The organism is Sphingomonas sp. KC8, from assembly GCF_002151445.1.
Classification (GTDB): domain Bacteria; phylum Pseudomonadota; class Alphaproteobacteria; order Sphingomonadales; family Sphingomonadaceae; genus Sphingomonas_E.
Genome location: NZ_CP016306.1, coordinates 2,870,127 through 2,894,790, shown reverse-complemented (window position 1 = coordinate 2,894,790; position 24,664 = coordinate 2,870,127). Strand labels below are relative to the sequence as shown.

19 protein-coding genes and 4 pseudogenes are annotated in these 24,664 nt (G+C 62.3%); 19 read left to right on the top strand and 4 right to left on the bottom strand.

Going from position 1 to position 24,664, the window contains the following annotated elements; genetic code table 11:
* Position 1: 1 nt before the first annotated feature.
* Entirely contained in the window at positions 2-3,238 is a 3,237-nt protein-coding gene (locus KC8_RS13595; protein ID WP_037494974.1) for an efflux RND transporter permease subunit, read from the top strand.
* A gap of 171 nt (positions 3,239-3,409) precedes the next feature.
* Here the strand turns inward: KC8_RS13595 and KC8_RS13590 are convergent.
* Together KC8_RS13590 and KC8_RS13585 are read right to left on the bottom strand one after the other, a co-directional pair.
* Positions 3,410-3,882 (bottom strand): annotated as a pseudogene (locus tag KC8_RS13590) (integrase); the annotation flags it as partial.
* 61 nt (positions 3,883-3,943) lie between these two features.
* The gene (locus tag KC8_RS13585) at positions 3,944-4,573 is read right to left on the bottom strand and encodes an FAD-dependent oxidoreductase (RefSeq protein ID WP_086495584.1); all 630 of its coding nucleotides are present in this window, start codon (positions 4,571-4,573) and stop codon (positions 3,944-3,946) included.
* 33 nt (positions 4,574-4,606) lie between these two features.
* On the opposite strand from KC8_RS13585, the pseudogene KC8_RS13580 reads away from it, so the two are divergent.
* Positions 4,607-5,088, top strand: a pseudogene (locus KC8_RS13580) (Tn3 family transposase); the annotation flags it as partial.
* Between the two features lie 86 nt (positions 5,089-5,174).
* On the opposite strand, the gene KC8_RS13575 reads toward KC8_RS13580, so the two are convergent.
* On the bottom strand, positions 5,175-6,464 hold the full coding sequence (locus tag KC8_RS13575) for a LysR family transcriptional regulator (RefSeq protein WP_232455544.1): 1,290 nt from the start codon (positions 6,462-6,464) through the stop codon (positions 5,175-5,177).
* 90 nt (positions 6,465-6,554) lie between these two features.
* Between KC8_RS13575 and KC8_RS13570 the strand changes: the two genes are divergently transcribed.
* From KC8_RS13570 to KC8_RS13565, 3 genes and pseudogenes are all read left to right on the top strand, one after another.
* On the top strand, positions 6,555-7,772 hold the full coding sequence (locus KC8_RS13570) for a GNAT family N-acetyltransferase (protein ID WP_232455543.1): 1,218 nt from the start codon (positions 6,555-6,557) through the stop codon (positions 7,770-7,772).
* A complete protein-coding gene (locus KC8_RS20535) occupies positions 7,772-7,897 on the top strand; it encodes a hypothetical protein (protein ID WP_257789628.1) in 126 nt (41 codons plus the stop codon). The genes KC8_RS13570 and KC8_RS20535 overlap by 1 nt, the downstream gene beginning before the upstream one ends.
* 32 nt (positions 7,898-7,929) lie before the next feature.
* A pseudogene (locus KC8_RS13565) lies at positions 7,930-8,582 on the top strand (transposase); the annotation flags it as partial.
* A gap of 27 nt (positions 8,583-8,609) precedes the next feature.
* Here KC8_RS13565 and KC8_RS13560 read toward each other — a convergent pair.
* Positions 8,610-9,781 (bottom strand): IS3 family transposase gene (locus tag KC8_RS13560; protein WP_157663893.1). Its coding sequence is split into 2 segments (ribosomal slippage): positions 8,610-9,517 and positions 9,517-9,781, totalling 1,173 coding nucleotides; the frame shifts between segments, so codons are not numbered across the junction.
* A gap of 62 nt (positions 9,782-9,843) precedes the next feature.
* Between KC8_RS13560 and KC8_RS13555 the strand changes: the two are divergent.
* From KC8_RS13555 to KC8_RS13485, 14 genes and pseudogenes are all read left to right on the top strand, one after another.
* A pseudogene (locus tag KC8_RS13555) lies at positions 9,844-11,328 on the top strand (TraG/VirB4 family ATPase); the annotation flags it as partial.
* A gap of 4 nt (positions 11,329-11,332) precedes the next feature.
* The gene (locus tag KC8_RS13550) at positions 11,333-11,698 is read left to right on the top strand and encodes a hypothetical protein (RefSeq protein ID WP_010124751.1); all 366 of its coding nucleotides are present in this window, start codon (positions 11,333-11,335) and stop codon (positions 11,696-11,698) included.
* Complete coding sequence (locus KC8_RS13545) at positions 11,691-12,380, top strand: type-F conjugative transfer system protein TrbI (RefSeq protein WP_010124753.1); 690 nt, start codon at positions 11,691-11,693, stop codon at positions 12,378-12,380. Before KC8_RS13550 ends, KC8_RS13545 begins: the two co-directional genes overlap by 8 nt.
* On the top strand, positions 12,361-12,897 hold the full coding sequence (locus tag KC8_RS13540) for a S26 family signal peptidase (protein ID WP_010124755.1): 537 nt from the start codon (positions 12,361-12,363) through the stop codon (positions 12,895-12,897). Before KC8_RS13545 ends, KC8_RS13540 begins: the two co-directional genes overlap by 20 nt.
* Complete coding sequence (traW, locus tag KC8_RS13535) at positions 12,894-13,550, top strand: type-F conjugative transfer system protein TraW (protein WP_010124757.1); 657 nt, start codon at positions 12,894-12,896, stop codon at positions 13,548-13,550. Before KC8_RS13540 ends, traW begins: the two co-directional genes overlap by 4 nt.
* The gene (locus KC8_RS13530) at positions 13,550-13,819 is read left to right on the top strand and encodes a hypothetical protein (protein ID WP_010124760.1); all 270 of its coding nucleotides are present in this window, start codon (positions 13,550-13,552) and stop codon (positions 13,817-13,819) included. Before traW ends, KC8_RS13530 begins: the two co-directional genes overlap by 1 nt.
* Positions 13,816-14,838, top strand: coding sequence for a conjugal transfer pilus assembly protein TraU (gene traU / locus KC8_RS13525; RefSeq protein ID WP_010124761.1), 1,023 nt, complete (start codon positions 13,816-13,818; stop codon positions 14,836-14,838). Before KC8_RS13530 ends, traU begins: the two co-directional genes overlap by 4 nt.
* 10 nt (positions 14,839-14,848) lie before the next feature.
* Complete coding sequence (gene trbC / locus KC8_RS13520; protein WP_010124762.1) at positions 14,849-15,592, top strand: type-F conjugative transfer system pilin assembly protein TrbC; 744 nt, start codon at positions 14,849-14,851, stop codon at positions 15,590-15,592.
* Positions 15,589-17,424: a conjugal transfer protein TraN gene (locus KC8_RS13515; protein WP_010124763.1), complete on the top strand. Its 1,836-nt coding sequence runs from the start codon at positions 15,589-15,591 to the stop codon at positions 17,422-17,424. Before trbC ends, KC8_RS13515 begins: the two co-directional genes overlap by 4 nt.
* Positions 17,425-17,464: 40 nt before the next feature.
* On the top strand, positions 17,465-17,803 hold the full coding sequence (locus tag KC8_RS13510) for a hypothetical protein (RefSeq protein WP_029624418.1): 339 nt from the start codon (positions 17,465-17,467) through the stop codon (positions 17,801-17,803).
* Between the two features lie 221 nt (positions 17,804-18,024).
* Entirely contained in the window at positions 18,025-18,828 is an 804-nt protein-coding gene (locus tag KC8_RS13505; protein WP_010124767.1) for a conjugal transfer protein TraF, read from the top strand.
* Positions 18,829-18,893: 65 nt separating this feature from the next.
* Positions 18,894-20,294, top strand: a complete 1,401-nt coding sequence (locus KC8_RS13500; protein WP_010124769.1) for a conjugal transfer protein TraH — start codon at positions 18,894-18,896, stop codon at positions 20,292-20,294.
* A gap of 18 nt (positions 20,295-20,312) precedes the next feature.
* The gene (locus KC8_RS13495) at positions 20,313-23,126 is read left to right on the top strand and encodes a conjugal transfer protein TraG N-terminal domain-containing protein (protein WP_010124770.1); all 2,814 of its coding nucleotides are present in this window, start codon (positions 20,313-20,315) and stop codon (positions 23,124-23,126) included.
* A 341-nt stretch (positions 23,127-23,467) separates the two neighbouring features.
* Positions 23,468-24,643: an ATP-binding protein gene (locus tag KC8_RS13485; RefSeq protein WP_010124774.1), complete on the top strand. Its 1,176-nt coding sequence runs from the start codon at positions 23,468-23,470 to the stop codon at positions 24,641-24,643.
* Positions 24,644-24,664 lie beyond the last annotated feature (21 nt).

Sequence of the window (24,664 nt, the reverse complement as noted above, 5' to 3'; positions counted from 1 at the left end):
CATGATCGACCGCATCGTCACATTTTCCGTCGAACGTCGCTGGTTCATCCTGCTCATGACGCTCATCGCCACGAGCATCGGAGGCTGGGCGCTTTCTCGCCTGCCGATCGACGCGGTTCCCGACATCACTAACAATCAGGTGCAGGTGAATATCACCGCGCCGGCCCTTTCACCCGAGCTGGTCGAGAAGCAAATCGCCTTTCCGATCGAAACCGCGCTCGCCGGTATTCCCGGCCTTGAATATACCCGGTCGCTCAGCCGCAACGGGTTCGCTCAGATTACGGCGGTCTTCACGGATTCGACCGATATCTACTTCGCCCGCCAGCAAGTGGCCGAGCGGCTGCGCGTCGCCGAGGAAAGCCTGCCTGATGGCGCGGTCCCGACCATGGGACCGATCGCGACGGGCCTGGGCGAAGTCTATATGTGGACCGTCCATTTCCAGCATCGCAAGGAAGACAAGCACAAGCCGGGCGAGCCCGGCATGCAACCCGATGGCAGCTACATCACGCCGGAGGGCGATCGTCTCGTCAGCGAGGCCGACCAGGCAACCTATCTGCGTACCACGCAGGATTGGATCGTCGCGCCGCTGCTGAAGAACACGCCCGGTCTTGCCGGCGTCGACTCGATCGGCGGCTATGTGAAGCAGTTTCAGGTGATCCCTGACGTCCAGCGGCTCGCCGCCCTGGGGCTAAACCTGAGCGATCTCGCCCGCGCGCTCGAAGAGAACAACGTCGGCGTCGGAGCCGGCGTGGTCGATCGTGGCGGCGAGGGCCTGGCCGTCCGTTCCGATGCGCGCATCCGCAATGTCGGCGAGTTGGCCGGCACCGTCATCGCGACCCGCGAAGGCACGCCGATCCGGCTCGATCAGGTAGCGCAGGTCCGTCTTGGCCAAGCCATCCGCTACGGCTCCGCGTCCGAGAACGGCAAGGAGGTCGTCGTCGGAACCGCCATCATGCGGATCGGCGAGAACAGCCGCACCGTGGCGTCTGCGGTCGCGGAGCGGCTTGATGGGATCAACGCCTCGCTGCCGACCGATGTCGTGATTCAACCGGTGCTCGATCGCACCGCGCTCGTCAATTCGACGATCAAGACGGTGGCAAAGAACCTCACCGAAGGCGCGCTGCTCGTCATTGTCGTCCTGTTCGTGCTGCTCGGCAATTTTCGGGCGGCGCTGATCGCGGCGCTGGTGATTCCAATCACCATGGCCATGACCAGCTTTGGTATGTTGCGCGGCGGCGTCTCGGCCAATTTGATGAGCCTCGGCGCGTTGGATTTCGGCCTGATCGTCGATGGCGCGGTCATCATCGTCGAGAACGCACTGCGACGCATCGCTGAGCGGCAACATCACTATGGCCGGACGCTCGCGCTCGACGAACGGCTGTCGGTCGTGGCTCACGCCGCCCGCGAAATGATCCGCCCATCCGTGTTCGGGCAGGCGATCATCATCCTTGTCTATGTGCCGCTGCTCACGCTCACCGGCGTTGAGGGCAAAACCTTCACGCCAATGGCGCTGACGGTCATCATCGCGCTCGTTTGCGCCTTCGTCCTCTCGCTGACGTTCGTGCCGGCCATGCTCGCGATCTGGCTGTCGAAGCCGGTCGAGGAGAACGAAGGCCGGATCATGTCCTGGCTCAAGCGCAAATATGAGCCAAGCCTTGACCGCGCAATGAAGCGCCCGACGCTCACCATGGGCGTCGGTGTCGGTGCGTTCCTTGCTGCCATTCTGACCTTCTCGTTCCTGGGTCAGGAGTTCCTGCCCCAACTCGATGAGGGCGACCTGACCGCTCAGGTGCTCCGTGTGCCCGGAACGTCAATCGATCAGAGCCAGGCGATGCAATCGCGGATCGAGCGCGAGATCGGGAAGCTGCCCGAAGTGAGGTTCGTTTTCTCCAAGACCGGCACGGCGGAACTCGCCGCCGACCCTATGCCCCCCAACATCTCCGACACGTTCATCATCATGAAGCCGCACGACGAATGGCCGGACCCGGGGCTCAGCAAGGCCGACCTGGTGGCAAAAGTCGAGAAGACGCTTGAAAGTCTGCCGGGCGGTGCGTTCGAGATCACCCAGCCCATCCAGATGCGCTTCAACGAGCTGATCGCGGGGGTACGCGGCGACATCGCGGTCAAGGTGTTCGGCGATGACACCGACGCGATGAACGCCACCGCCAATCAAATCGCGGCTGTCCTTCGCAAGACGGAAGGGGCCGCCGACGTTCGGGTGGAGCAGACCGAAGGCCTGCCGATGCTCGACATTCGCCCACGCCGCGACATCATGTCGCGGCTCGGCATCACCGCGCAAACCGTGCAGGACACAATCTCAGCCGCGATCGGCGGCCGGGACGCCGGCATGATCTTCGAGGGCGATCGGCGTTTTGCCATTACCATCCGCCTGTCGGATGCGGCGCGCGCCAATCTGCAAACCCTCGGCCAGGTGCCCGTGCCGCTGCCGAATGGCGGATTTGTGCCGCTGCAGAGCGTGGCGGACATCGGCGTGACCGATGGTCCCAACCAGATAAGTCGCGAAAACGGTAAGCGGCGCGTCGTAGTGCAGGCAAACGTGCGTGGGCGCGACGTGGCGGGCGTGGTTGCGGATGCACAGGCCGCTATCGCAAGCGAGGTGCGCTTGCCTGCCGGGCAATATCTCGATTGGGGCGGTCAGTTCGAGAATCTGCAATCTGCAACCGAGCGGCTGATGCTGGTGGTGCCGGGCTGTTTCGTGCTCATCCTATTGCTGCTCTACGGAGCGCTGGGGAGCGTGCGTGACGCCGCGATTGTGTTCACCGGCGTGCCGTTGGCGCTGGTGGGTGGCGTGCTCGCGCTCTTCCTGCGAGGCATGCCCTTCTCGATCTCGGCGGCGGTCGGGTTCATCGCGCTGTCCGGCATTGCGGTCCTGAACGGCCTCGTCATGGTGACGTCGATCCAGGAACTGATGGCCCGAGGGATGGACCGGGCCAAAGCAGCCTATGAAGGCGCGATGATGAGATTGCGCCCTGTGGTCATGACGGCGCTGGTCGCCTCGCTCGGCTTCGTACCGATGGCAATCGCGACCGGCTCTGGGGCGGAAGTGCAAAAGCCGCTGGCAACCGTCGTCATCGGGGGCCTCATCTCGGCAACGCTGCTGACGCTGTTCGTGCTTCCGACGCTCTACGCCCGCTATGGGCGCAGAGAGACGGATATCCCGGCACCCGACAAGCGCCCCAAGGATCGGAAGCCTAATTTTCCGGAGAATCCGCTTTGAGCTTCCGCTGCCGGTGCGATCTTGAATCGAGGGTGCTGCATCGAATGATGGGCTGATCTACTCGCCCATCGCCTCGGCCCGTGTTGCGGGTCGAGGCAAAGGCGTACCAACCATGAGCGCGAGAACATCAACGTATTGATTCGGGCGGAGCATTGAATTCGCTTCCGAACCTCAACCAATCTTCGCCATCAGCCGCCCCGCCGCCCCCCCCTCAGCAGCGAGGTTGCGGTTGTAGGCGAGCGGCATGCGCGGGCTTTTCCGCGCAGCGCATCCATGATCCCCGCCAGATCCTCCCCACTCGCGAACAGGTCCTGGTTCAAGCCCACCCGCGTCGAGTGCACGCTGATCCCCTTCAGCAGCCGCTCGAGATCGTCGGCCGTTAAGTCGGGCAACGCCCCACTGTCAAAAGCACGCCGAATGATTGCCCATTAGATCGGCCCGATCGCGCCTGGATGGAGCGAGCCCTCCCCCACGTCATATCCGACGCGTGCCGGCACCGCGGGCTTAGCCAGCGTCTTACGCAGATCCCAGGTTTCGCGCGCGGAAATGCTCTCGATCCGCCGTCCTTTGACCGCAGGCCGCGCCTTGTAGCGGCGCACCTGCACACGCCGAAACAGCGGCCCGCGTTCGATGCCCGCAGCCTCGCGCCGGCTTCATCGGCCAGCTTCGAAACGGTGCAGATATCCATCTGGCCTCTCCTTCGCGCTATCCCGCGCAGCAGGACAGCTGCTTCACGTCCTTGCGGAACGTCTGCGCGGCAAGTTTCAGCCCTTCGACCATCGTGAGATAAGGGAACAACTGATCGGCCAGTTGCTCAACGGTCATGCCGGCCCGGATCGCCAGCGCCGCCGTCTGAATGAACTCGCCAGCCTCCGGCGCCACCGCCTGCACGCCGATCAGCCGTCGGCTGCCTTCCTCGATGACGAGCTTGATGAAGCCGCGAGTGTCGAAATTGGCGAGCGCGCGCGGCACATTGTCGAGGCTGAGCATGCGGCTGTCGGTCTCGATGCCGTCATGGTGCGCGTCCGCCTCGGAATAGCCGACCGTGGCTACCTGCGGGTCGGTAAACACGACTGCCGGCATGGCGGCCAGCTCGAGCACAGCGTCTCCGCCCGTCATGTTGATCGCCGCGCGCGTGCCCGCCGCCGCTGCGACATAGACGAACTGCGGCTGGTCGGTGCAGTCGCCGGCGGCGTAGATGTTCGCCGTGCTGGTGCGCATCGCCTGGTCGATGGCGATAGCGTCTTGCTGATTTACTTCCACATTGGCGGCTTCGAGGTTCAGCCCGCGCGTAGCCCAGAATGTCTCCCACAACGGCGTCTCCCAAACGAACATTCCATGGACACTGTGGAGGACAACCATTTCGTCCCCTCGGGCATGTTGCGAAAGCTCGCCGCCTTGAGCGGCAGAACCAGCTCGACGTGGCGCTACAGGAAATCGGCAAGGTCGAGCGGACCCTGTTCATGCTGGACTGGCTTGAAAATCCCGACCTGCGCCGGCGTTGCCATGCCGGTCTCAACAACAGCGAACAACGACATGCTTTGACGCAGGCGATCTACACCTTCCGTCAGGGACGCATCATCGACCTCAGCCATGAGGCCCAGCAATATCGGGCTTCTGGCCTCAACCTGGTCATCGCCGCCATCGTCTATTGGAACACGATCTATATGGATACCGCCGTCCAGCATCTACTATCGGCCTCGGCCGCGGTGCCCGAGGATCTCCTTGCTCATACGTCCCCGGTAGGCTTGGAACATATTGCCTTTTCCGGCGATTTCCTCTGGGATAGAGCCGCCACTTCCGCTGGCCGCAAGGCCCTCAATCTGCCGCAAGATATCCGCGTCGCCTAAGCGTTCACCGATTGTTTGCCCGTAGCGTTGTCTGGTGTACCATCCACCCTTGCCCTCCATTAGCGTGCGACATCTCGCCGTAAGCGTTAGCCGTCGTCTGAATCGTGCGTATCGATAAATCCTTCGAACAGGCTGATGACGTTCGGGGAGGAGATAGCCTGGTCAAAGTCACTGGGATGTAGGAATTGGTCATGGAACCACGGAAACTGGTTGCCGTCGAAACTGTCGCGCAGCCAGGCCAATGTGAGCTGAACGCCCGGCGCTCCCTGTCGCTCGGGACTGGTGACGCAGAAAACCTCGCGCCGTAGGTAAACGCCAATGTCGAGCGGCCGCACCCTGCGGCTGACCGCACGCGCATATGTTGGAAGGATGCCGATCCCTCCGCCACTCGCGATGGCACGGAAATGCGCTGAACTGCTGTTCGTGCGTATCGCGATCACTTGGTCGGTTTCACTGGATCCGAGTATATATGGAAGAAGGTGCGAGGCGACCTGGTCGGCCTCCTGCCAGACCAGACGGTGGTTGGGCCACTCGTCGACCGAGTTGGGCGTACCCGCTTCTCGTAGATAGCGATCGGACGCGAAGGGCATGAGATGGAGGCAACCCAACCTCTCAACAAGCGTCCGCTCATTCTGCGGCTGCTCAAGCTGGATCGCGATGTCGCTTTCGCCGCTGGCGACGTCGCTACGGTGCATGTCGCAAATGAGGACGATATCCAGCTCGGGATGATTGCTCTGAAACTCGACGAGGCGTGGCATTAGCCAGTAGGTTCCAAGTCCCTCGGTGACCGCGATGCGCACGCGCTCGCGACGCGGTAAGGCCTCACCATCAGATTCGAGGCTGTGGCGCAGTCGTCGCATCTTGCGTGCGATCGATAGGAGGCGATGGCCCGTCGGCGTTAGCTTCAGCCCAAGGGGGTCGCGATCGGCGAGGCTTTCGCCGAGTTTGTCCTCGATCCGGCCAATGCGCCGTCTGATCGTGCCGATCGAATGGCGCGTTGCGGCAGCCCCGGCGCGCACGCTGCCGGCTTCGGCGACCTCGAGGAAGAGTTCCAAATCTCGCCAGTCGACGCGCTTCAGCTTCTCGGAAAAGGATTTCGAGACTTTTGACGCTAACCCCGGTTCAGTCTTGGCCATGGGGTGCGGGATCTTTCGCCCCGTTGCGGCCTTCTTCTTGCTCGGCCCGTTCAAACGCCTGCGCCTCCTTTGATTGAGCGCCGAATTGGCGGTTATGAGAATCGCATTCGACATGCCGGGCAACAAACAAATAGCACTATATTGGATATTCCCCATTTCTCGCTCAACTTTCAGCGCGTTGGCGCAGGACAAAAATAGACCCGCCCGGGTCCAAGTCGCGCTCGCGGCAAGGGCCGTCAACCGCTGTATCTGGACAACCCTTCAGAAACGAAGGGAATTTTCATGTACCAAGAGACTATCAAGCCCGCGCCTGTCAAAGGCTTTCAGCCTATGGCTTTTTCCGATCGGGTGATGCGCCTTTGTGCTGCGCGCGCGAGCGAGCTTTCGATCCGGCCAGCGAACCTTCAAGAGGCGATGGACGCGCTGGGGCATGCCCGCACGAAGCTTGGCGACCTTGTGTCCGATGAGATCGCTGCGCGGGCACTGGTGCACAATCCGGAAATCTTTCAGCTTGTCGGCAAGATAACCAAAGGCAAGCATCAAGCTTTTCTCGCCTTCCTGCCGCTCAACGCAGAAGGCGCGCGTGAGCTCGCCTCTAACAGGTTCAACGGCAAGCAACCGGACCTCTCGCTCGTCTGCAAACCCGGTGAGACGCCGACTGCCATCTACATCTGGCTGATTTACGCTCCTTCAGCGCTCGCTCCGACACTTCGTGCGCTTGCACCCTTGCTGGGCCGGTTGGCACCGGCCGGCTGCCCGCTCTTTACGCGTGCGGTCACGGGACATACCGCCCGACTTTTCCCGGCAATGGGGTTCGGCCGAGCCAAGGCGACCTATCCGGACGCTGCTGACGACCTACTCGTGCTTCCCGCCCGTTCGGGTCTCCCGCCGCTCGCGAAAGCCGCTGTCACTCCGCCTGATACGATTTCGATCCGCATTGCGCGCACGATGGAGGACATGATGAAGTGCTTCTCGGTGCGCGCCGCGACCTACATGGCTGAGCAGGAATGCCCGTTCAACGAAGAGTTCGACGGCAACGACTTTTGCGCCACCCATTTCATCGGGGAGATCGACGGGGAGCCGGCAGGCTGCCTTCGCGTTCGTTATTTCGCAGGCTTCGTGAAGCTCGAACGCTTGGCGGTACGACAGGAGTTCCGCGTCTCCCGTCTATCCTTCCGACTGGTTCGCGAAGCACTAAGCTACTGCCGGCGCAAGGGGTACGGCCGCGCCTATGGGCATTCGCGCAGCGACCTCACGCGGTTCTGGGGGCTTTTCGGCTTCCGGCCGATCCCGGGGCGGCCGAGCTTCGTTTTCTCCGACGTCGAATATGTCGAGCTCGAAGCGGCGCTACCTGAGGCGGACGACATCATTGCGATCGGCCAGGACCCTTATGTGCTGATTCGTCCGGAAGGGGATTGGAACCGCCCGGGCCCGCTCGACCTTTCGCGCGATCGTGCAGCCCCGACGCGTCAGACGCGCATCAGAGCACGGTTACGCGGACCAACCGGGTCCGTGCGGGCGCAAACGGCGGTAGCGGGAGAGGCCTGATGGAAGGCTTCGATCGGAAGAGCAGGGACCTCACCCCCCGAGAGACGCTGGATGATACGTTGCTTGGCGGTACGACGGCGCTTCAGGCGGTGTGGACTTGTAACGGTTTTGTGCCGGTCACCTGAGCGATTAGAGCTCGCAACAGGAGACCGACGAGATGATCAAGCATAGCGAAGAGTTCAAGCATGAGGCGGTGCGTATTGCGCTGACCAGCGGGTTGCCGCGCGACCGGGTTGCATCGGATTTGGGGATCGGCAAGTCGACGCTGGGCAAGTGGGTGTCACAGTATCGGCCATCTGATCTGATTTCAGCGCCGCAGGCAGACCTGGCGCGAGAGAATGAACGCCTTCGCCTTGAGAACCGGGTGCTCAGGGAGGAGAGGGAAGTGCTAAAAAAGGCCACGCAGTTCTTCGCGAGCCAAAGGCCGTGAAGTTCGCTTTTGTGCATAGTTGGCGGCACCGTTGGCCCGTTGAACTGCTCTGCCGTGTCATGCTTGTCAGTGAGCGCGGCTATCGTTCCTGGCGCTCGCGGCCGATCAGTCGCCGGGAGCGGACGGACATGAAGGTGCTGGCCCATATCCGGGAACAGTACCGCCTGAGCCTTGGCAGCTACGGTCGTCCGAGGATGACGATGGAGTTGAAGGAGGTCGGGCTCGATATTGGCGAGCGCCGGGTCGGGCGGCTGATGAAGATCAACGGAATCAAGCCAGTGCGCACACGCAGGCACAAGGTCACCACTGATAGCCAGCATCGCCTGGGTGTCGCGGCGAACTGGCTGGACGGCGATTTTGCCGCCGATGCCCCTGATCGGCCCCCACCGAGTGGTCCGGTTTGATTGTTAGTGCATTGTTGCTTCCGCCGCCATTGCTGACGGTAGGTGGAGCGAAGCGGAACCGGACGGCGGCAATGGCGGTGTCGCACTTTCCGGGGCCGGCGGCCGATAGCCGAGGCTGCTGTGCGGGCGAACGGTGTTGTAATGCCGCCGCCAGGCCTCGATCAGCACCTTGGCCTCGGCGAGGCTGTAGAAGATCTCGCCGTTGAGCAGTTCGTCGCGGAGCGACCCATTGAAGCTTTCGTTATAACCATTCTCCCACGGTGAACCGGGCGCGATATACAAGGTCTTCACGCCGATCTGGGCGAGCCATGTCTGCACGGCAGTGGCGATAAACTCGGCGCCATTGTCCGACCGGATATGAGCCGGTGGTCCCCGCGCGATGAACAGGTCAGCGAGAGCCGCCAGCACATCTTCATGCTTGAGCTGGCGTGCCACGATAAGCGCGAGGCACTCCCGGCTGGCCTCGTCGATAATGGTGAGGATCCGGAACTTGCGCCCGTCATGCGTACGGCCCTCGACGAAGTCGTAGGCCCAGACATGCCCTGGATATTCCGGCCTGAGCCGGATACACGAGCCGTCGTTCAGCCATAACCGGCCCCGCTTTGGCTGGCGCTGTGGCACCTTCAACCCCTCCTTGCGCCAAATCCGCTCAACGCGTTTGCGGTTCACCGTCCAGCCGGCATCGCGCAGCAATGCGGTCACCCGGCGATAGCCGTAGCGGCCGTATTGCTTGGCCAGTGCGATAATGTCCTCGGTGAGCCGCACCTCATCATCCGCCCCGCGCGGCACCTTGCGATGCGTCGACCGATGTTGCCCGAGCACCCGGCATATACGCCGCTCGGACACTGGCAACTCCCGCCGCAACTGATCGATACAGCGTCGCCGCCGCGCGGGGCTCAGAAGTTTCCCCGAGCGGCCTCCTGAAGGATCAGCTTGTCCAGCGTCAGGTCCGAGATCGCCCGGCGAAGCCGCAGATTCTCCTTCTCCAGATCCTTCATCCGCCGCGCCTGGTCGGTCTTCAGACCGCCATATTCCTTGCGCCAGCGGTAGTAGGTTTGCTCGGTGACCGCGATGCGCCGGCAGGCTTCGGCCGTCGTTCCACCCTGCGCCAGCACGATCTCAACTTCACGCAGCTTGCCGATGATCTCTTCCGGCTTGTGCTTCTTGCTCGGCATTCGTCGTCCCTTTCGTGATCCAGACTATCATAGTCGATGGACCACTCAGACGGAGGCAGATCACCTTCTCGCCCAAGGGCAAGGGCGACAGCAACGAGCGCGTGCTCAAGTCGGTCTACCGCGCTGCAGGCTGGGACTTACTCGACGACCGCTACCTGCAGGTGATGGGGCTGCTCTGCGCGATGCCGATGACGATGGCCAACGGTCTGTCGAAAGACCTTGAGCGTATGAAGCGGATGCGGACGCTGCTCACCACGACGGCGGCCAATCTGGCGCCGATTCAGGGTGAGTATCTGGGCGGCCATGTGCCCCACTTGCTGTTGATCGGCCGGCGCGGCCAACCCTTCTTCTGGAGTCCGTTCGAGAATGCCGCCGGCAACCACAATGTCGCGGTTTTCGGCAAGTCGGGTTCTGGGAAGTCGGTCGCACTCCAGGAGCTGTGCGGTTCGCTCTGCGGCGCCGGTGCGAAGGTGGTGGTGATCGACGACGGCCGCTCGTTCGAGCACTCGGCAAAATTGCAGGGCGGGGCCTTCGTCGAATTCACGATGAGCTCGGGCTTCTGCCTCAACCCCTTCTCGATGATCGACGAGCTCCAAGCGGCTGAGGACGAAGATTACCTCCTCGATTGCATGGCGATGCTCAAGGCGATCATCAATCAGATGTCGCGGCACATCAACGTGCTCGATGACACCGAGCGGGGCCTGATCGACGGCGCGGTCAACCAGGTTTGGGAGGAGCATGGCAGCAAGGGTTCGATCGATGGGGTGATCGCGGCTCTGGAGGCGACCGGCAACCCGCTGGCATCCAATCTCGGCATCGCCATGCGGCCCTTCTCGTCGGGGGGCACCTACGGTCGGTTCTTTCAAGGCGAGGTGTCGTTCGAGCTGCAAGCCCAGCTCACCGTCTTCGAGCTGTCCGACCTCTCGGCGCGCGAGGAACTGCGCAGCGTCGTGCTGACCGCGATCATGTTCATGTCGCAGCAGATGATGCGCAAGCTCGATCGCTCGATCCCCAAGGCGCTTCTGCTCGACGAAGCGTGGCAGATGCTCCGGGGCGGTGCGATGGCCGACTTCATCGAGACCTATGCTCGCACCTGCCGGAAATACGGCGCGTCGCTGGTCACCGCGACCCAGTCGCTCAACGACTATTACAAATCGGCCGGTTCGATCGCCGCGCTCGAGAACTCGGACTGGTTCGTCATCCTGCAGCAAAAACCGGAGACGATCGCGGACTTCAAGAAGCACGACCGCTTCGAGATGGATGATTACACCGACGCCCTTCTGCGATCGCTGAAGCGCAATGGCTTCGAATATTCCGACATCATGATCAAAGGGCCCGACACACTCGCGGTCGGCCGCCTCGTGCTCGATCCCTATTCAGCCACGCTCTTTTCCTCGAGCCCGAGGACGTTCGCTGCGATCGACGCGCTGATCGCGGAAGGCATGAGCATGGACGAGGCGATCGAGCGGATCGCCTTTCCCGACAATCCCGAAAAATGGGTGAGCAATCTCGTCGATGCGGACGAGATCGCGATCGCTGCGGAGTAGGATCATGGCGACGAACGCTGACGATGTGACGATCGCGAGGGCGCGGAAGGGCAGGCTGGCGGCGGCCGAATGGCAGTCCGTCCTCTACTTCACGCTTCATGGGTTTGGATTTCTGGGTAGCACGCTGCTGATCACCTGGGGGCTGTTTTTCCTGTTCTTCCTCGCGATCGGCGGCTTTTCCTTCGACGGCTTCATCCACCAGCTCAACAATTTCACCACGCGCTATGTCGCCGCCGATCAGGCCCGGACCGGCGCATTTCTCAACATTTTCGCGATTGCGCACATGGTCCTCTCGGCGGCGGTCATCACCTTCCGCCGGGATCGCATCCTGCCCGACCGCATGCAGGAAGGGGGCCGCGACCATGGCTGAGCAACCCGAACTCGACCTCCCACCCGCACCCACTCCCGCGCCTCAGACCGCGCGCGGAGCGCGCAGGATCGGCTTCGGGGGCTTCACCCGGCAGCAGATCATCATCGGCCTGATCGTGTTGGCGCTGTTCATCTGGGGCATGTGGGTCACGCGCGCGCTCACGGCGCCGAAGCAAGATCACATCGTCTCGGCCAGGCTGTCAGCGCTGGTGGGCGATTATGTCGAGGCTCAGCGCTTCTCGGGCTTGCCGCCCGAGCGGGTCCAGGCCGAGATGCGGGACTTCATGTCCTCGCTCGACAAGGAGCTGCAGCGCCGGAGCGAGGGCGGGCAAGTGGTGCTGGTCGGCGAGGCGGTCCTCACCAAGAACGTGCCGGACATCACGGAGAGCCTGAAAAAGGCGGTGTTCGCGTCCGGTGTTCCAGAGCCCAAGCGCGTATCTGTTGAGCAACTGCAGCGCATGCAAGAGTTGTCGGCCGCACAGGCTGCGCTCGCGGCCTCTCGGCAACCGCCATTGGCAATGCCGGGTCAGATCGACCCGATGGCCGGCGCGCAGGCGCTCTCGCCGCAAGACCCATCCGCCGCTGTGCGGCTACCACAGCCGATGCCGCAGACCGTGCAGGGTCAGAGTCCAGGACCTTCCGTCTCAACCTTCGGAGGCCCCGATGGCAACGGCGGCCAATGAGCATCCCATCACTTGCTGGCGGCCACGCAAGCGGCTCTGGGCGCTGCTCGGGGTCGCCATCGTTGGAACGGGCGCAGTGAGCGCGATCAGCGCGTGGCGCGATAGTCACGTCTTTCTCATCAACGCGAGCGATTCCCTCCCAAACTGGGCTTTCCTCATACGCCGGCACCAAGTGCCGGCCCGCGGCGACTATGTGTTCTTCGATCCGCCGCAGAGCGCGCTTCTGCGCCGCCATTTCGGGGCAAAGCCGCAGATGTTCGGCAAGATCGTCTACGGCATGCCCGGTGATGTCGTCGAGCACCGCGGGATGGTCGTGACGATCAATGGCAAGCCTGTCGGGCGGATTAAGCCGCTCACGCGGCTCGGCGAGCCGCTGACGCCGGGCGTGAAGGGCGCGATCCCATCCGGCTGCTATTATGCCGGATCTCCCCATCGCGACGGATTTGACAGTCGTTACGCCGAGATCGGGTTCGTCTGTGGCCGCCAGGTTATCGGTGTCGGGGAGCCTGTGCTGTGAAGCGGCTGCTTGCCGCTGGCGGAGTGGCCGCGCTCCTCGGTATCGTCGCCTTTATCATGAGCCCTGCGCGCATCGAGGCGCGTGACTATGGACAGACGGGCCAGGCCTTTCCGGTCATCGAGCCGGATCTGCTTTCGACGATCGAAGCGCGGCTAAAGCGCGCCGAAGCGACCGGCGAGCTCGCGCGCACCAATGAGATGTTCGCCAAGCGCGTCGAAGCGAAAGTTCGGCGACCAACCCCTGTAGCTGGGCTCTCGCCAGCAACCGAAACCAGGGACTGGACTTATGATCCGACAGTCCAGCTCGAGCACGATATTCGTGACCAGAAGGGCAACCTCATCGGCCGCGCTGGACAACGGATCAATCCGCTCGACTTCGTGGCAATCAAGCAGGCACTCGTGTTCGTCGATGGCGACGATGCGGACCAGATTGCCTGGGCCACGAGCCGGTACACCGATCTCAATGCCAAGATCATTCTCGTCAGCGGGTCGCCAATCGAGGAGATGACGAACCGGAAGCGCCGGTTCTACTTCGATCAGGAGGGCAAGCTCACCTCCCGTTTCGGCATAGAGCACACGCCCGCTGTCGTGCAGCAGAACGGCCGCGTGATGCGCGTCTCCGAGCAGGTGCTGAAGAAGGGGAGGGCCGGCTGATGCCGCTTTGGCTCGATCTGCTTTGCACGCCGATGGCTGCGCCGGAGACCCCAGAGCTTCGCCGCATGCGGTTCACCTGGCAGGCGCTATGCGTCACCTGCGCCCTCGTCGTCGGCCTCTTCTCGTCTCTGCGCCACGCGGTCGGCCGCGCGGCGCCAATTGGCGCAGCCCTCATCCTGCTCGCGACCGCCGCTTACACATGCCTTTACCTGTTCCGAAAGCAGCGCGCCGACCGAGCTTTCCTCGATGACCTCGGAGGCGTCGAATGACCCGGTGGCTTCGCCGCATCGTCGGCCTCTTCGGATTCTTGCTCGCCATGGTCGCGCTGTCGTCGCCGGCAACTGCGGCCGGCCCGACCTGCAATGGGAAGTTTGTCAATCCGATCACCGATGTCTGCTGGTCCTGCCTCTTTCCGCTATCTGTCGGCGCGCTGAAGATCTGGCCAAGCAGCCGCCCCGACCCCAGCAATCCCGCATCGCCGATCTGCGCCTGCGCCGACCCGCTCCCGCGCATCGGCATATCGGTCGGCTTCTGGGAGCCGGCGCGCCTTGCGGACGTGACGATGAAGCCGTGGTGCTTTCCCAATCTCGGCGGCATCCGGATCGCGCCGGGGTTCGACATCGGGCAGGGCTATCTGACCGGACCATCCATGGTGGGCGGACGGTCCCAGAGCACGGCCAAATGGCATGTCCATTGGTACGTTTATCCGCTGCTCTACTGGATGGAGATCCTGACCGACTTCGCCTGTTTCGAACAGGCGTCGTTCGACATCGCCTATATGACCGAGGTCGATCCGCTTTGGCAGGATGATTCGCTGGCAGCGCTCATCAATCCCGAGGCCATCGTCTTCGCCAACCCAATCGCCCAGGCCGCCTGCGCTGGCGACTGTATCGCCGGCACCGTCCATCTGCCGCTCGATCCGCTATTCTGGTGCGCCGGCTGCCAGGGCTCGATGTATCCGCTCAACGGCAACATCCCTTCCTCGATCGGTCACGTCCAATCCTCACGGCTCGCGCTTTCGCGGTTCGCTTTCAAGATGCACCGTGAAGCGCTTGCCTGGGGGACGATGGGCTCGGCCGGGCTCTGCAAGAAGTACCTCATGCCGATCATGCGGAAGCAGCAGTACCGCTTCCAAATGGTCAATCCGATCCCGACCGTGAGCGGGCGTTTCGCCTGTTCCGCGATCGGCGCCTCCACCATGCCGCCCGACGCGGGTCGTGCCTATCCCGCCGGTGGCGAGGACATGGGCTACCTCGTCTGGCGCAAGCGCAATTGCTGCGTGCTCTAGGGGTCTGACGATGCGCTATCTCACCATCGGCATCCTCGCAGCCCTGGGCACCGCCGGTGTGTCCGCGCTGCTCGCCCAGACCGTCGATGGTGTCGACGTCCAGGCGGTCAAGAAGCGCTCGGCCGACCTCGCCGCAGAGGCGCAAGCGTTCGTCGACCAGGTCAAGGACAGGGGCGACCAGTTCAGGGAAGAGGCCGCTCAAGTCCGCGACGGCGGCACCGAAAATATGCGCAAGGTTGCGACGATCTGGCTTCCGAAGGGTCCGGCCGGGCCGGTCGATTTCGATGAAATCGTCAAGGGCGCTGCCCAGAATGCGAGCGCGAAGGGCGGAGAGGCGCCGCAATTCATCGTATTCGCCAGCCTGTCGATGCCGGACGCGACATTGAAGCAGCTCGTGCGCGATACATCGAGCGCCGGCGGCGTGGTTGTGTTCAGGGGCTTTCCGAACAATTCGGCAAAGGAGTTCGTCGCACGGCTCGGCAAGGTCGTCGACAAGGGGCAGTTCGCCAGCATCGGCATCGATCCCCGACTTTTTCGTGCGTTCGATGTGCAGGCCGTTCCGACCTACATCACGGTCTCGTCGGACTTCGATCTGTGCGCCGGCTTCTCCTGTCAGACCAAGGTGCCGCCCTATGATCGCATGATCGGTAACGTGACGGTCGCATATGCGCTCTCGACCTTTGCGGACGGCAGCGGCCCGGGCGCTCGCGTAGCGGCGGTGGCGCTCTCCAACCTGAAGCGCGACCGGCAATGATCGCCCGCCTCCTCCTGGGCGGACTGTGCGCCCTGCTGCTCATGACCGAGCCCGTCGGCGCGCAAGACATGACCGTCGACCAGGCCCGCGCCGAGGGCAGGGCGATGGCGCAAGAGAAGCGGAACGATTCCTCGCTGGTTCCGTCCAGCGACGCGCAGGCTGCGGCCGTTCCGGGATATACAGGCACCAGCCAGCCACAGACGACCTATTATAACGATCCGGACAAACTCGTCGCGGATGCCCAGGCGCAGAAGTCTTCAGACCAAAGCTACCGGGTCACAACAGACGCCGATCGCACCCGCCCGACCTTCAGCAACGCCGAGATCCTGGCAACGACGAACCGCGCAACGACCGTCGAAAACGACCCGTCGGCCTATCTCGCGGGCGAGGCGTACAACAGCACCAGCGGAAGCTGCACGCCCCTTCCGCCGGGTTCGGGAACGAACGGATATTATGAAGCCACATGCAACCAAGGAACCAAGATCGAGCAGGAGCCGCGATCATGCTCGATCACCATGGTGCCCGAGACCACGACAGTCGACGCGTACAAGTTTTTCGTCGTGCCAAACGGAGCGTACGGCACGCCCTTTGCTCGATATGACGCGATGGCGCCGCATCTGGCTGCAGGTGTCTGCCGACCAACCGGCGTCGCGATGCAGGCTTGTCAGGCCCACAGGATTTATGGCGTTTCGACCAACAAGTTCTGCGACGACTATTACGCGACCGAATATGTCTGCTCTGAGAATCTGACCGATCTCTCCCTCCTTCCAAGCCCGATCACGGGTCAAGGCTGGCACGCCAAGACGACCGAAACGCAGGTGACGACCAAAAGGGTTGATGGTTGCGGAGCCATGGCCGGCGATACGATGTGCACGGCTGATCCGGCCGGGGAAGTCTGCACAGAAGGCCCCGAGACCCGGATCATCGATGGCGTACCTGTCACGCAATCGTGCTGGGCGTGGAAACGCAACTTCACCTGCAACGTCATGTCGGCGGGCAACGATTGCGGGGATTTGGAGGGCAATCGGTCCTGCACCTTCCTCCGTGAAGATTGCCTGGATGACCCGCAGAGCGGGCCCTGCAAGGTCGCGGAGGAAGTCTACCGCTGCCCGACCCCATCGAGCCCCATCGGGGGCGACAAGCAATATATTTGCGGGGATGATGTCTACTGCGTCAACGGCGATTGCGAGCCGATCGTCCGCGAGGCGTCGACCGAATTCAGGGACGCGCTCGTCGGACTTCATGCGCTCGATCAAGCCGGCAAAGAATTCAACGAGGCCGACTTCAAGGTTTTCACGGGCAAACGCGAAACGTGCCACAAGCCTGTGTTCGGCCTGATCAACTGCTGCGCGGGCAAGGTGTCGGGCCTCGTGCCGCTGGGTGCTGGTGCTGCTGCGCTCGCGGGCGGGCCGGCGGCGATCGCCGCCTTCGCCACGCCGTTTCTCGTCCTGTTTGCTTGCAGTCAGGACGAGATGAAACTCGATATCAAGGACCGGATGGGCCTTTGCCACAACCTCGGCAGCTATTGCTCGTCGAGCTTTCTCGGAATCTGCTCGACCAAACGCACCGCCTATTGCTGCTTCGAGAGCAAGCTTTCGCGCGTCCTGCAAGAGCAGGGGCGCCCACAGCTCGGCAAGCCATGGGGCAGCGCGAAAAAGGAGCAGTGTCAGGGCTTCACGGTCGACGAGTTCGCGAGGCTCGATCTGTCGGTGATGGATTTCACCGACGTTTACTCGGACTTCATGGACGCAGCGAAGCTGCCCGATGAGGTCCAGACAATGTCCGACATTCAGGACAAGATTCAGGCCTATTATGACATTCACGGCAAATGACCCCTCCGTCTCGACTGCGGACCTCACCTACGAGTGGGACATGACGGTGCTCGAGCTCGCGATCTTCCTCGCCGTTTATCGTGCGGAACGGCCGCTGCGGTTCGCAGACGTGGTCGAGACCATCACTGCCGGGTTCGAATGCGCCGTCCCAAGAAAGGTCCTGAGCAGGGCCATATTAAAGATGGGGGCCAGGGGCTGGCTCATCGCGGATGGCGACAAGTTGTTGCCAGCCGAAGCAGGACGGCGGGCTGCGTGCCTCCTCGTCAGGGGCATCATTCAGCTGCTCGATCAAGGAACGCGGCTGATCGACGTCGCGCTGATGCTGGCCATGCTGAAACTCACCAGAGAGGAGTTGGAACATGGCAATCTCGATAATTGAGCTGCCGGCGCTGATCGCGTTGCTGGCAGCTTCACCGCATGCGGCGCCAGTAAAAGCCCACGGCTGCAGAGCTGCTACCGCCCCAAGCGACTTCGACTGCTGCATCCACCTCGCAGCCTGGGACGGCCAAACTGCCCACCCGCAACATCCTTCCTCCTCCGCGCAATCTGCTCCATTCGACGAAGGGACGTCCAGCGATGAAAAGGCTCGCTAGGCTTTCGATGCTGCTGCTGGCCGGGTCGCCGATCGGCGCGGCGGTGCCGCTCAGGGCGCAAGAGACTGCGGGCGCCCGCGAGGCGATCGAGCAGGACGTGCCCGACGAATTCTATTGTGGGGAGCGCAAGCTCGGCCAGTGGTTCTACTGCGTGAGGCCCAAGCCGGCCGACGCCCCGTCCAGCACGACGCCCGAACCGCAGACGAGCGCGGCCGACCGGATCGCATCGATCACCAAGCAGCTCGATGAACTCAAGGCGCGCGCGATCCTCGAGCCGACCGAGGCCAACGTCATTGCCTATGTTCGTTTCCAGCGTGAGCAGCTCGACCGCGCATCAACATTCTCGGACACCTGGCAGCGGGCACTCTGGCAGAACCCCGATCTCGACTACACGCTGCAGCGGCCGGTCTCGACGCTCGGCAAACGCCTCTGGCTCGACAACCGCAAGGCGGACCGGGATGCGGTCCTGACCAACCTCGGCCATCGGTATGGCTTGTTCTATTTCTACGCGCAGAGCTGCGGCGCCTGCGAGGTGTTCGCGCCGATCCTGCGCTCGGTCACCGACAGCCACAGGATGACGGTGATGGCCGTCTCAATGGACGGCGGCCCGAACAGGGAATTCCCCAACTATGTGGTCGATTCCGGCCAACGAGCCCGGATGGGCGTGCCCGGCAACGAGACGCCAGCGCTTGTGCTGTTCGACACCCAGACGAAGCGGACGATCCCGGTCGGATACGGCGTGCTCAGCGCCGACGAGATCATGGATCGCATCTTCATGCTGACCAACACCAAGGTGGGGAGCGACTATTGATGGAGCAGACACCAGAGCAGGGCCGGCGGCGCCCGTTCGGCAGAAGAGTAGCGGCGTGCCTGGCGATGGTTGCCGCGTCGCATTTCGCTTTCATCGGCGTGGCCCGTGCGGACGTCGCCTCGCAGATGAACGGCTTCTTCAACGACGCCGGCGGTGCCGCCAATGTCACCGGACCAACGGCTTTCCAGGGGCAATCGGCCGGCTATTATTCGCTCGGCAACGTCTGGACGCGCTTTCCCCAGAAGAGCGTATCGCCGTTCAATCTGCAGCTGCCGAGCGCACGCGCCGGCTGCGGCGGCATCGATCTCTTCAGCGGCAGTTTCTCCTTCATCAACGCCTCCGAAATCGTCGCGATGCTGAAGGCGACCGCGAACAATGCGCTCGGTTTTGCCTTCAAGCTCGCCATCGATTCCGTGTCGCCGGAAATCGGAAAAGTGATGGATGAGTTCAGCCAGAAGGCCCAGCTCCTCAATCAGATGAACATCTCGAGCTGCGAAACCGCGCAGGCGCTGGTCGGCGGCATCTGGCCGCAGATGGACTCCACCCGCTCGACGATCTGCGAAGCGGTCGGCAACAGCCAGGGCGTTTTTTCGGATTGGGCCGCGTCCCGCCAGGGCTGCAACAATGGCAACAAACGGGACGCCACGATCGCCGGCAACACCGACGCCAACATGAAGGATCAGCTGGTTGGCGAGCCTCACAACTACACCTGGGAAGCGTTAAAGAAGTCGGCCAAGTTCGGCGCTTTCGACCAGTCTTTCTCCGAATACATCATGACGCTGGTCGGCACGGTCGTCACCCAGCCTTCCACCGACCCATCCGTTGGTGGCAAGGTTGTGATGTTCGGTCCGGCGGAGGAAGCCGTTGTCACGGCGCTGCTCGATGGCACAGCCAACGCACCGGCGGTCAAGATGCTCAAATGCAATGACACCGATTGCTATGATGTCGGTGAGCAGACCCTGACTGTGCCGGCATCGTCCGCGCTCCGGCCGCGGATCGCCGGCATGATCAAATCGATGAGCAGCAAGATCCGCACGGATACCGCGCTCGATGCGGCCGAAAAGCAGCTTCTGAACATCGCGACTGTCCCGATCTACAAGATCCTCGCGGTCCAGGCTTACGCGCACTACGCGCTGACCGACGGCGAGATCGAGACCCTTTCCGAGATCGTGGCCGTCGATCTGCTGGCTGCTATGCTGGACAACATGCTCGACCGCGTTGAGCAGGCTCAGACGCATTATCAGACGTTTGACCAGGCCACCGCCAATCAGTGGAAGCAGCAGATTGCTGCGACGCGCCAGAAGTTCGCCCAGCGGGATGTAAAGCTCTCGAACAAGCTGCAGGTCACCATGCAGATCATCGATCGCAGCATCATGCTCGAGTCCACCCTCCAGAACTCGATGACGCCGGGGATGTCGTCCGCGCTCAATTTCTCGCGCGGGCTCAATGCGCAAGGGCTGAACTAGGCCAGGGGAGCTGCGGCGATGGTGGAGGTCTTCACGGTTGGGGGTGGCGAGTACCTCGTCAATACCTTCAACGCCGTCGCTGCCTGGTCGGGGGGCGGAGGATATCGATCCCTGCTCCGCGTCGTGATGGTGATGGGCCTGATCTACTCGCTGCTTGTCGTCGCGTTCACGCTCAACTTTCGAGTCTGGCTGAACTGGTTCCTGCAATCGACGCTGATCTACCTTTGCCTGATGGTGCCGACGATCGACGTGAAGGTGACCGACCGGATCAATCCGTCGCTGGCACCGGCGACGGTCGCGAACGTGCCGCTCGGTCTCGGGGTGCTCGCGAGTTTCACCACCCAGATTGGCGATTGGCTGACCCGAACCGCCGAGACTGTCTTCGTCATGCCGGGCGAGCTCAATTACTCGAGCAATGGCATGATCTACGGTGCTCGCCTGTACGATGCGACCCGCAACTTCGTCATTCGCGATGCTGAGTTCTCGACGAACCTGGAAGAGCACTTCAAAAAATGCCTGTTCGGCGATGTGATGCTTTACCGCAAATCGCTCACCGTCCTTGCTCAGTCGAAAGACCTGTGGGCGGACATTGGGCCAGGATCGGAAGCTCGCTCGCAGGAGTGGCTTGAGCGGCAGGGCGACGGTACAGTGAACAGCGCGATCGTCACCTGCCGGCAGGCCTACGATATGCTCAACGCCCAATGGGCGCCGATGATTGAGGCAAACACGCCGCTTTGGGGCAAGGAACTCTATCCCAAGCTGAGCAACACGCTCGCGGCCGACAAGCTCAAGCACGATCTGCCGATCGCGAATGCTGCCTTCACTGGATCGGCCAGCAACTATTCTGACTCCATGCGACAGAACACGGCGATCAACGCTTTCATGCAAGCACGAAACAGCATGGCGGGCGGGTCTGGCGCGGCGACGATCGATACCTTCGCGCAGACGCGCGCGGACATACAGGCGCGCAACACCTACAATTCGATCGCTCAGCAGGCGATGGCCTGGGTGCCGATCCTGAACATCGTGCTGACGGTTGTCTTCTTTGCGATGTTCCCGGTGATCTTCCCGTTGTTCCTCATGCCCCAAACGGGGCTGACGACGTTGAAGGGCTACGCGATGGGGTTCTTCTACCTCGCCGCATGGGGACCGCTGTACGTCATTCTCCATATGATCTGCATGACGAGGGCGGAGGCGGCCGCGGCCGGTGTTGCCGGTGGCGGCGTGACGCTCGGCACCTATGCCGGCATCGGTGCGGTGAACGGCGAGACAGCGACGATCGCCGGGTTCATGCTGATGAGTATACCATTCCTCGCTGCCGGCTTGGCGAGGGGAGCTATGTCGATTGCAGGGCAGGCGACGTCGATGCTCGCGCCCGCGCAAAATGCCGCTGAGGCGGCCGCACTCGAACAGACGACGGGCAATTATTCCTATGGGAATGTGAGCTGGGCGAATTCCACGTCGAACATGCGTCAGAGCGATCAATGGACGACGGCGCCGAGCTACATGGGCGGCGCGACCAGCGTCGGCTGGCGCCAGGATAACGGTGCCGTCGTATCTGGCTTCGGCAATGGCCAGGAGGTGTTCGACACCAGCGGCGCGATCTCGCGGCTAGGGTTCACGCCGACGATGAACTCCGGAACGGTGGCGGAGTGGCGGGAGATGGCGAGCGAAGCGCATCGCCAGGCGCAGGCGTTCGAGAATGCCGCACAGGAGATCCTGACCAGCACGCATACCAACCGCAGCGCCTTTGGAACCTCGACAGAACGCTCTTCGGGCTTCGAATCTGGTGCAGGTAGTTCCGCAAATACCAACGTCGAGAAGTTTGACCGGTCGACCGGCTCAAGCTCGCAGGGGATGGAAGAGCGCACATCGAGCGGCCAGAGCCAGCGGATCTCTGAAGGTCACGATCGGCAAGCTGGGACGACAGATCAAATCGCCGGTTCGCTTGGAGGGGCGCTTGGTGGTGCCGGGCGCGGAGCTACTGGCGGGAAGGGCCGATTGGGCAGCCTGCTGCCAAACGTCAGTGGCACGGTCAGTGTCAACAAGACCGGTACTCAAACGGACAATCTGCGGTACGGGACGGATTCGAGCAAATCTACTGACTCTTCTAGCTCCTCGTCGAGCGGCGTCCGCGATGAACACTCGAGCGGTACCGGAGCATCCACCTCCGACGGCACTTACGAACGGTCGGGCGTGTTCAGCCGGTCTTCCGCAACGTCCTCTTCCTCGCAAAGCACCGAGGATGCCCTTGCTCGGGCACGCTCCTACACGGAAGCGGCACGCAAAATGGAGGAGCTGTCCGAGTCACTCTCGCGCGACGCCAGCTTCGCTGAAACGCACGGGATGCAACTCAGCGAGAATCTGAGCCAGGACCTTGCGCAGTGGTACCGGCAGCAACAGCTGCTGCACCCGAATCTGGACGCGCCAGAACTATGGGCGACGAACCTGACCGATCAGCAACGTGCTGTCAGGTCGCAGATGATCCAGCAATGGTCTCAGGAAAAACGCGACGCACTTTGGAATGAAATCCAGGGCAGCATCTCCGAGCCAAATTTGGTCGACGTGCGCCGCACGGATGTAGGAGGGCCTGGGGATGTCCGAGCGTCTTATCGCCCGCACGGGGTTGATCGGCTTGGCAGCGGCAGCCCGGGCGGCGATCCAAATGCCGCCGCAAGAATCATCGACGAGGGTCGGGCCAGGCTGAACGACGACAGAGCTACGGCAGAGGCCGCCCGATCCAATCGAGCTGGCGCAACCGTCGATTTGCAGTCGGAAGTAAATCGGGATCAGAACCGCGGATTTTTCACCGATCCTGATCTTAGGAAATGAATGAGAAAATCACCAGGCCACGAACAGATAGACGCCAGTTCCTACTAGCAACACCAACGAGATGAGGCCTCCGATTGCTCTGCCAGGTGTGAGCGGTCTATCATCACTTTTATCAGCGACCTGAGGGTTCATCAGCTGATACTCTGCTGTGAAGTGCTCTTCGATGTAGATCGGACCGCCTGGGAGGTCCTTCGTCGCGAGGTAGGTTCTCAGGTCGTACATATCGAAAGCTCCGGACAGCCGATTTAATACAGCGTTCGAAGTTTGTTCGCAACGGGTTGGATAAGATATAGCGAGATTATCGAGTTTACAGAAAAATCATAAACTGCCATAACCTCGCTATGGATGCCCGACGGAACCCTTTTGCGCCCGGTGCAGGGACTCGCCCTCCAGAGCTTGCCGGACGTGATGCGCTGCTTGAACGCAATGCGGTTGCTCTCGACCGAATTCGTGCGGGGCGGGCAGCGCGGCCCAGCGTCCTTTACGGCTTGCGCGGCGTCGGTAAGACTGTTTTGCTGACGGCGATGCGAGACGCCGCTGAGGGAGAGGGCATAGCGATCGTCGCGATCGAGGCGCCCGAGAACCGTTCACTTCCCGGCATTCTGGCGCCCGCGCTCAGGGCCGCGCTGCTGAGGCTTGATCGCATGAAACAGGCTTCGGAAGGCGTAAAGCGCGCGCTTCGTGCGTTGGCCGGATTTGCGAAGCTCAAAGTCAAATATGACGATCTCGAAGTCGGGCTCGATTTCGATGTCGAGCCAGGGCTCGCCGACAGCGGTGACCTCGAAGCCGATCTCGCCGACCTGATCGTCGCGATCGGCGAAGCGGCGAGAGAAAAAGGGTCGGCCGTCGTCCTGGTCATCGATGAGCTACAATATGTTCCGGAGGAACAGTTGGCGGCCTTGATCAGCGCCCTTCACCGGGCCAGCCAAAGGCAGCTCCCTGTCACCATGATAGCTGCAGGGCTGCCACAGCTTCTAGGCCAAATGGGCCGGGCTAAATCCTACGCGGAGCGACTCTTCGAATTCGTTTCGGTCGGTCCGCTCGACGATGCCGCAGCTCGCGACGCAATTCGTCTTCCGATAGAGCGGGAAGGCGAAGCCATCGACGATGCGGCGCTGGAGGCGATCCGCGAGCAAGCGATGGGTTATCCGTATTTCCTTCAGGAATGGGGAAAGCATAGTTGGGATGCTGCTGATGCTTCACCGATCTCCCAGGAGGATGTTGCAGCAGCAACGCGCAGCGCACTCGCTGAACTGGACGCCAGTTTCTTTCGCGTGCGGTTCGATCGTCTGACCCCAGCGGAAAAACGCTATCTGCGCGCGATGGCAGCTCTGGGCGCTGGTCCACACAGGTCCGGAGATGTCGCCGAAGGCTTGGGAGTGAAGGTCTCGAGTGTAGCGCCTACACGAAACAGCCTGATTGCTAAGGGCATGCTCTATAGTCCTGCCCACGGAGATACGGCGTTCACGGTTCCGTTGTTCGATGCGTTCATGCGCAGGGTGATGCCGCTAGGATAAGTGTCGAGACACCCGGTGCAT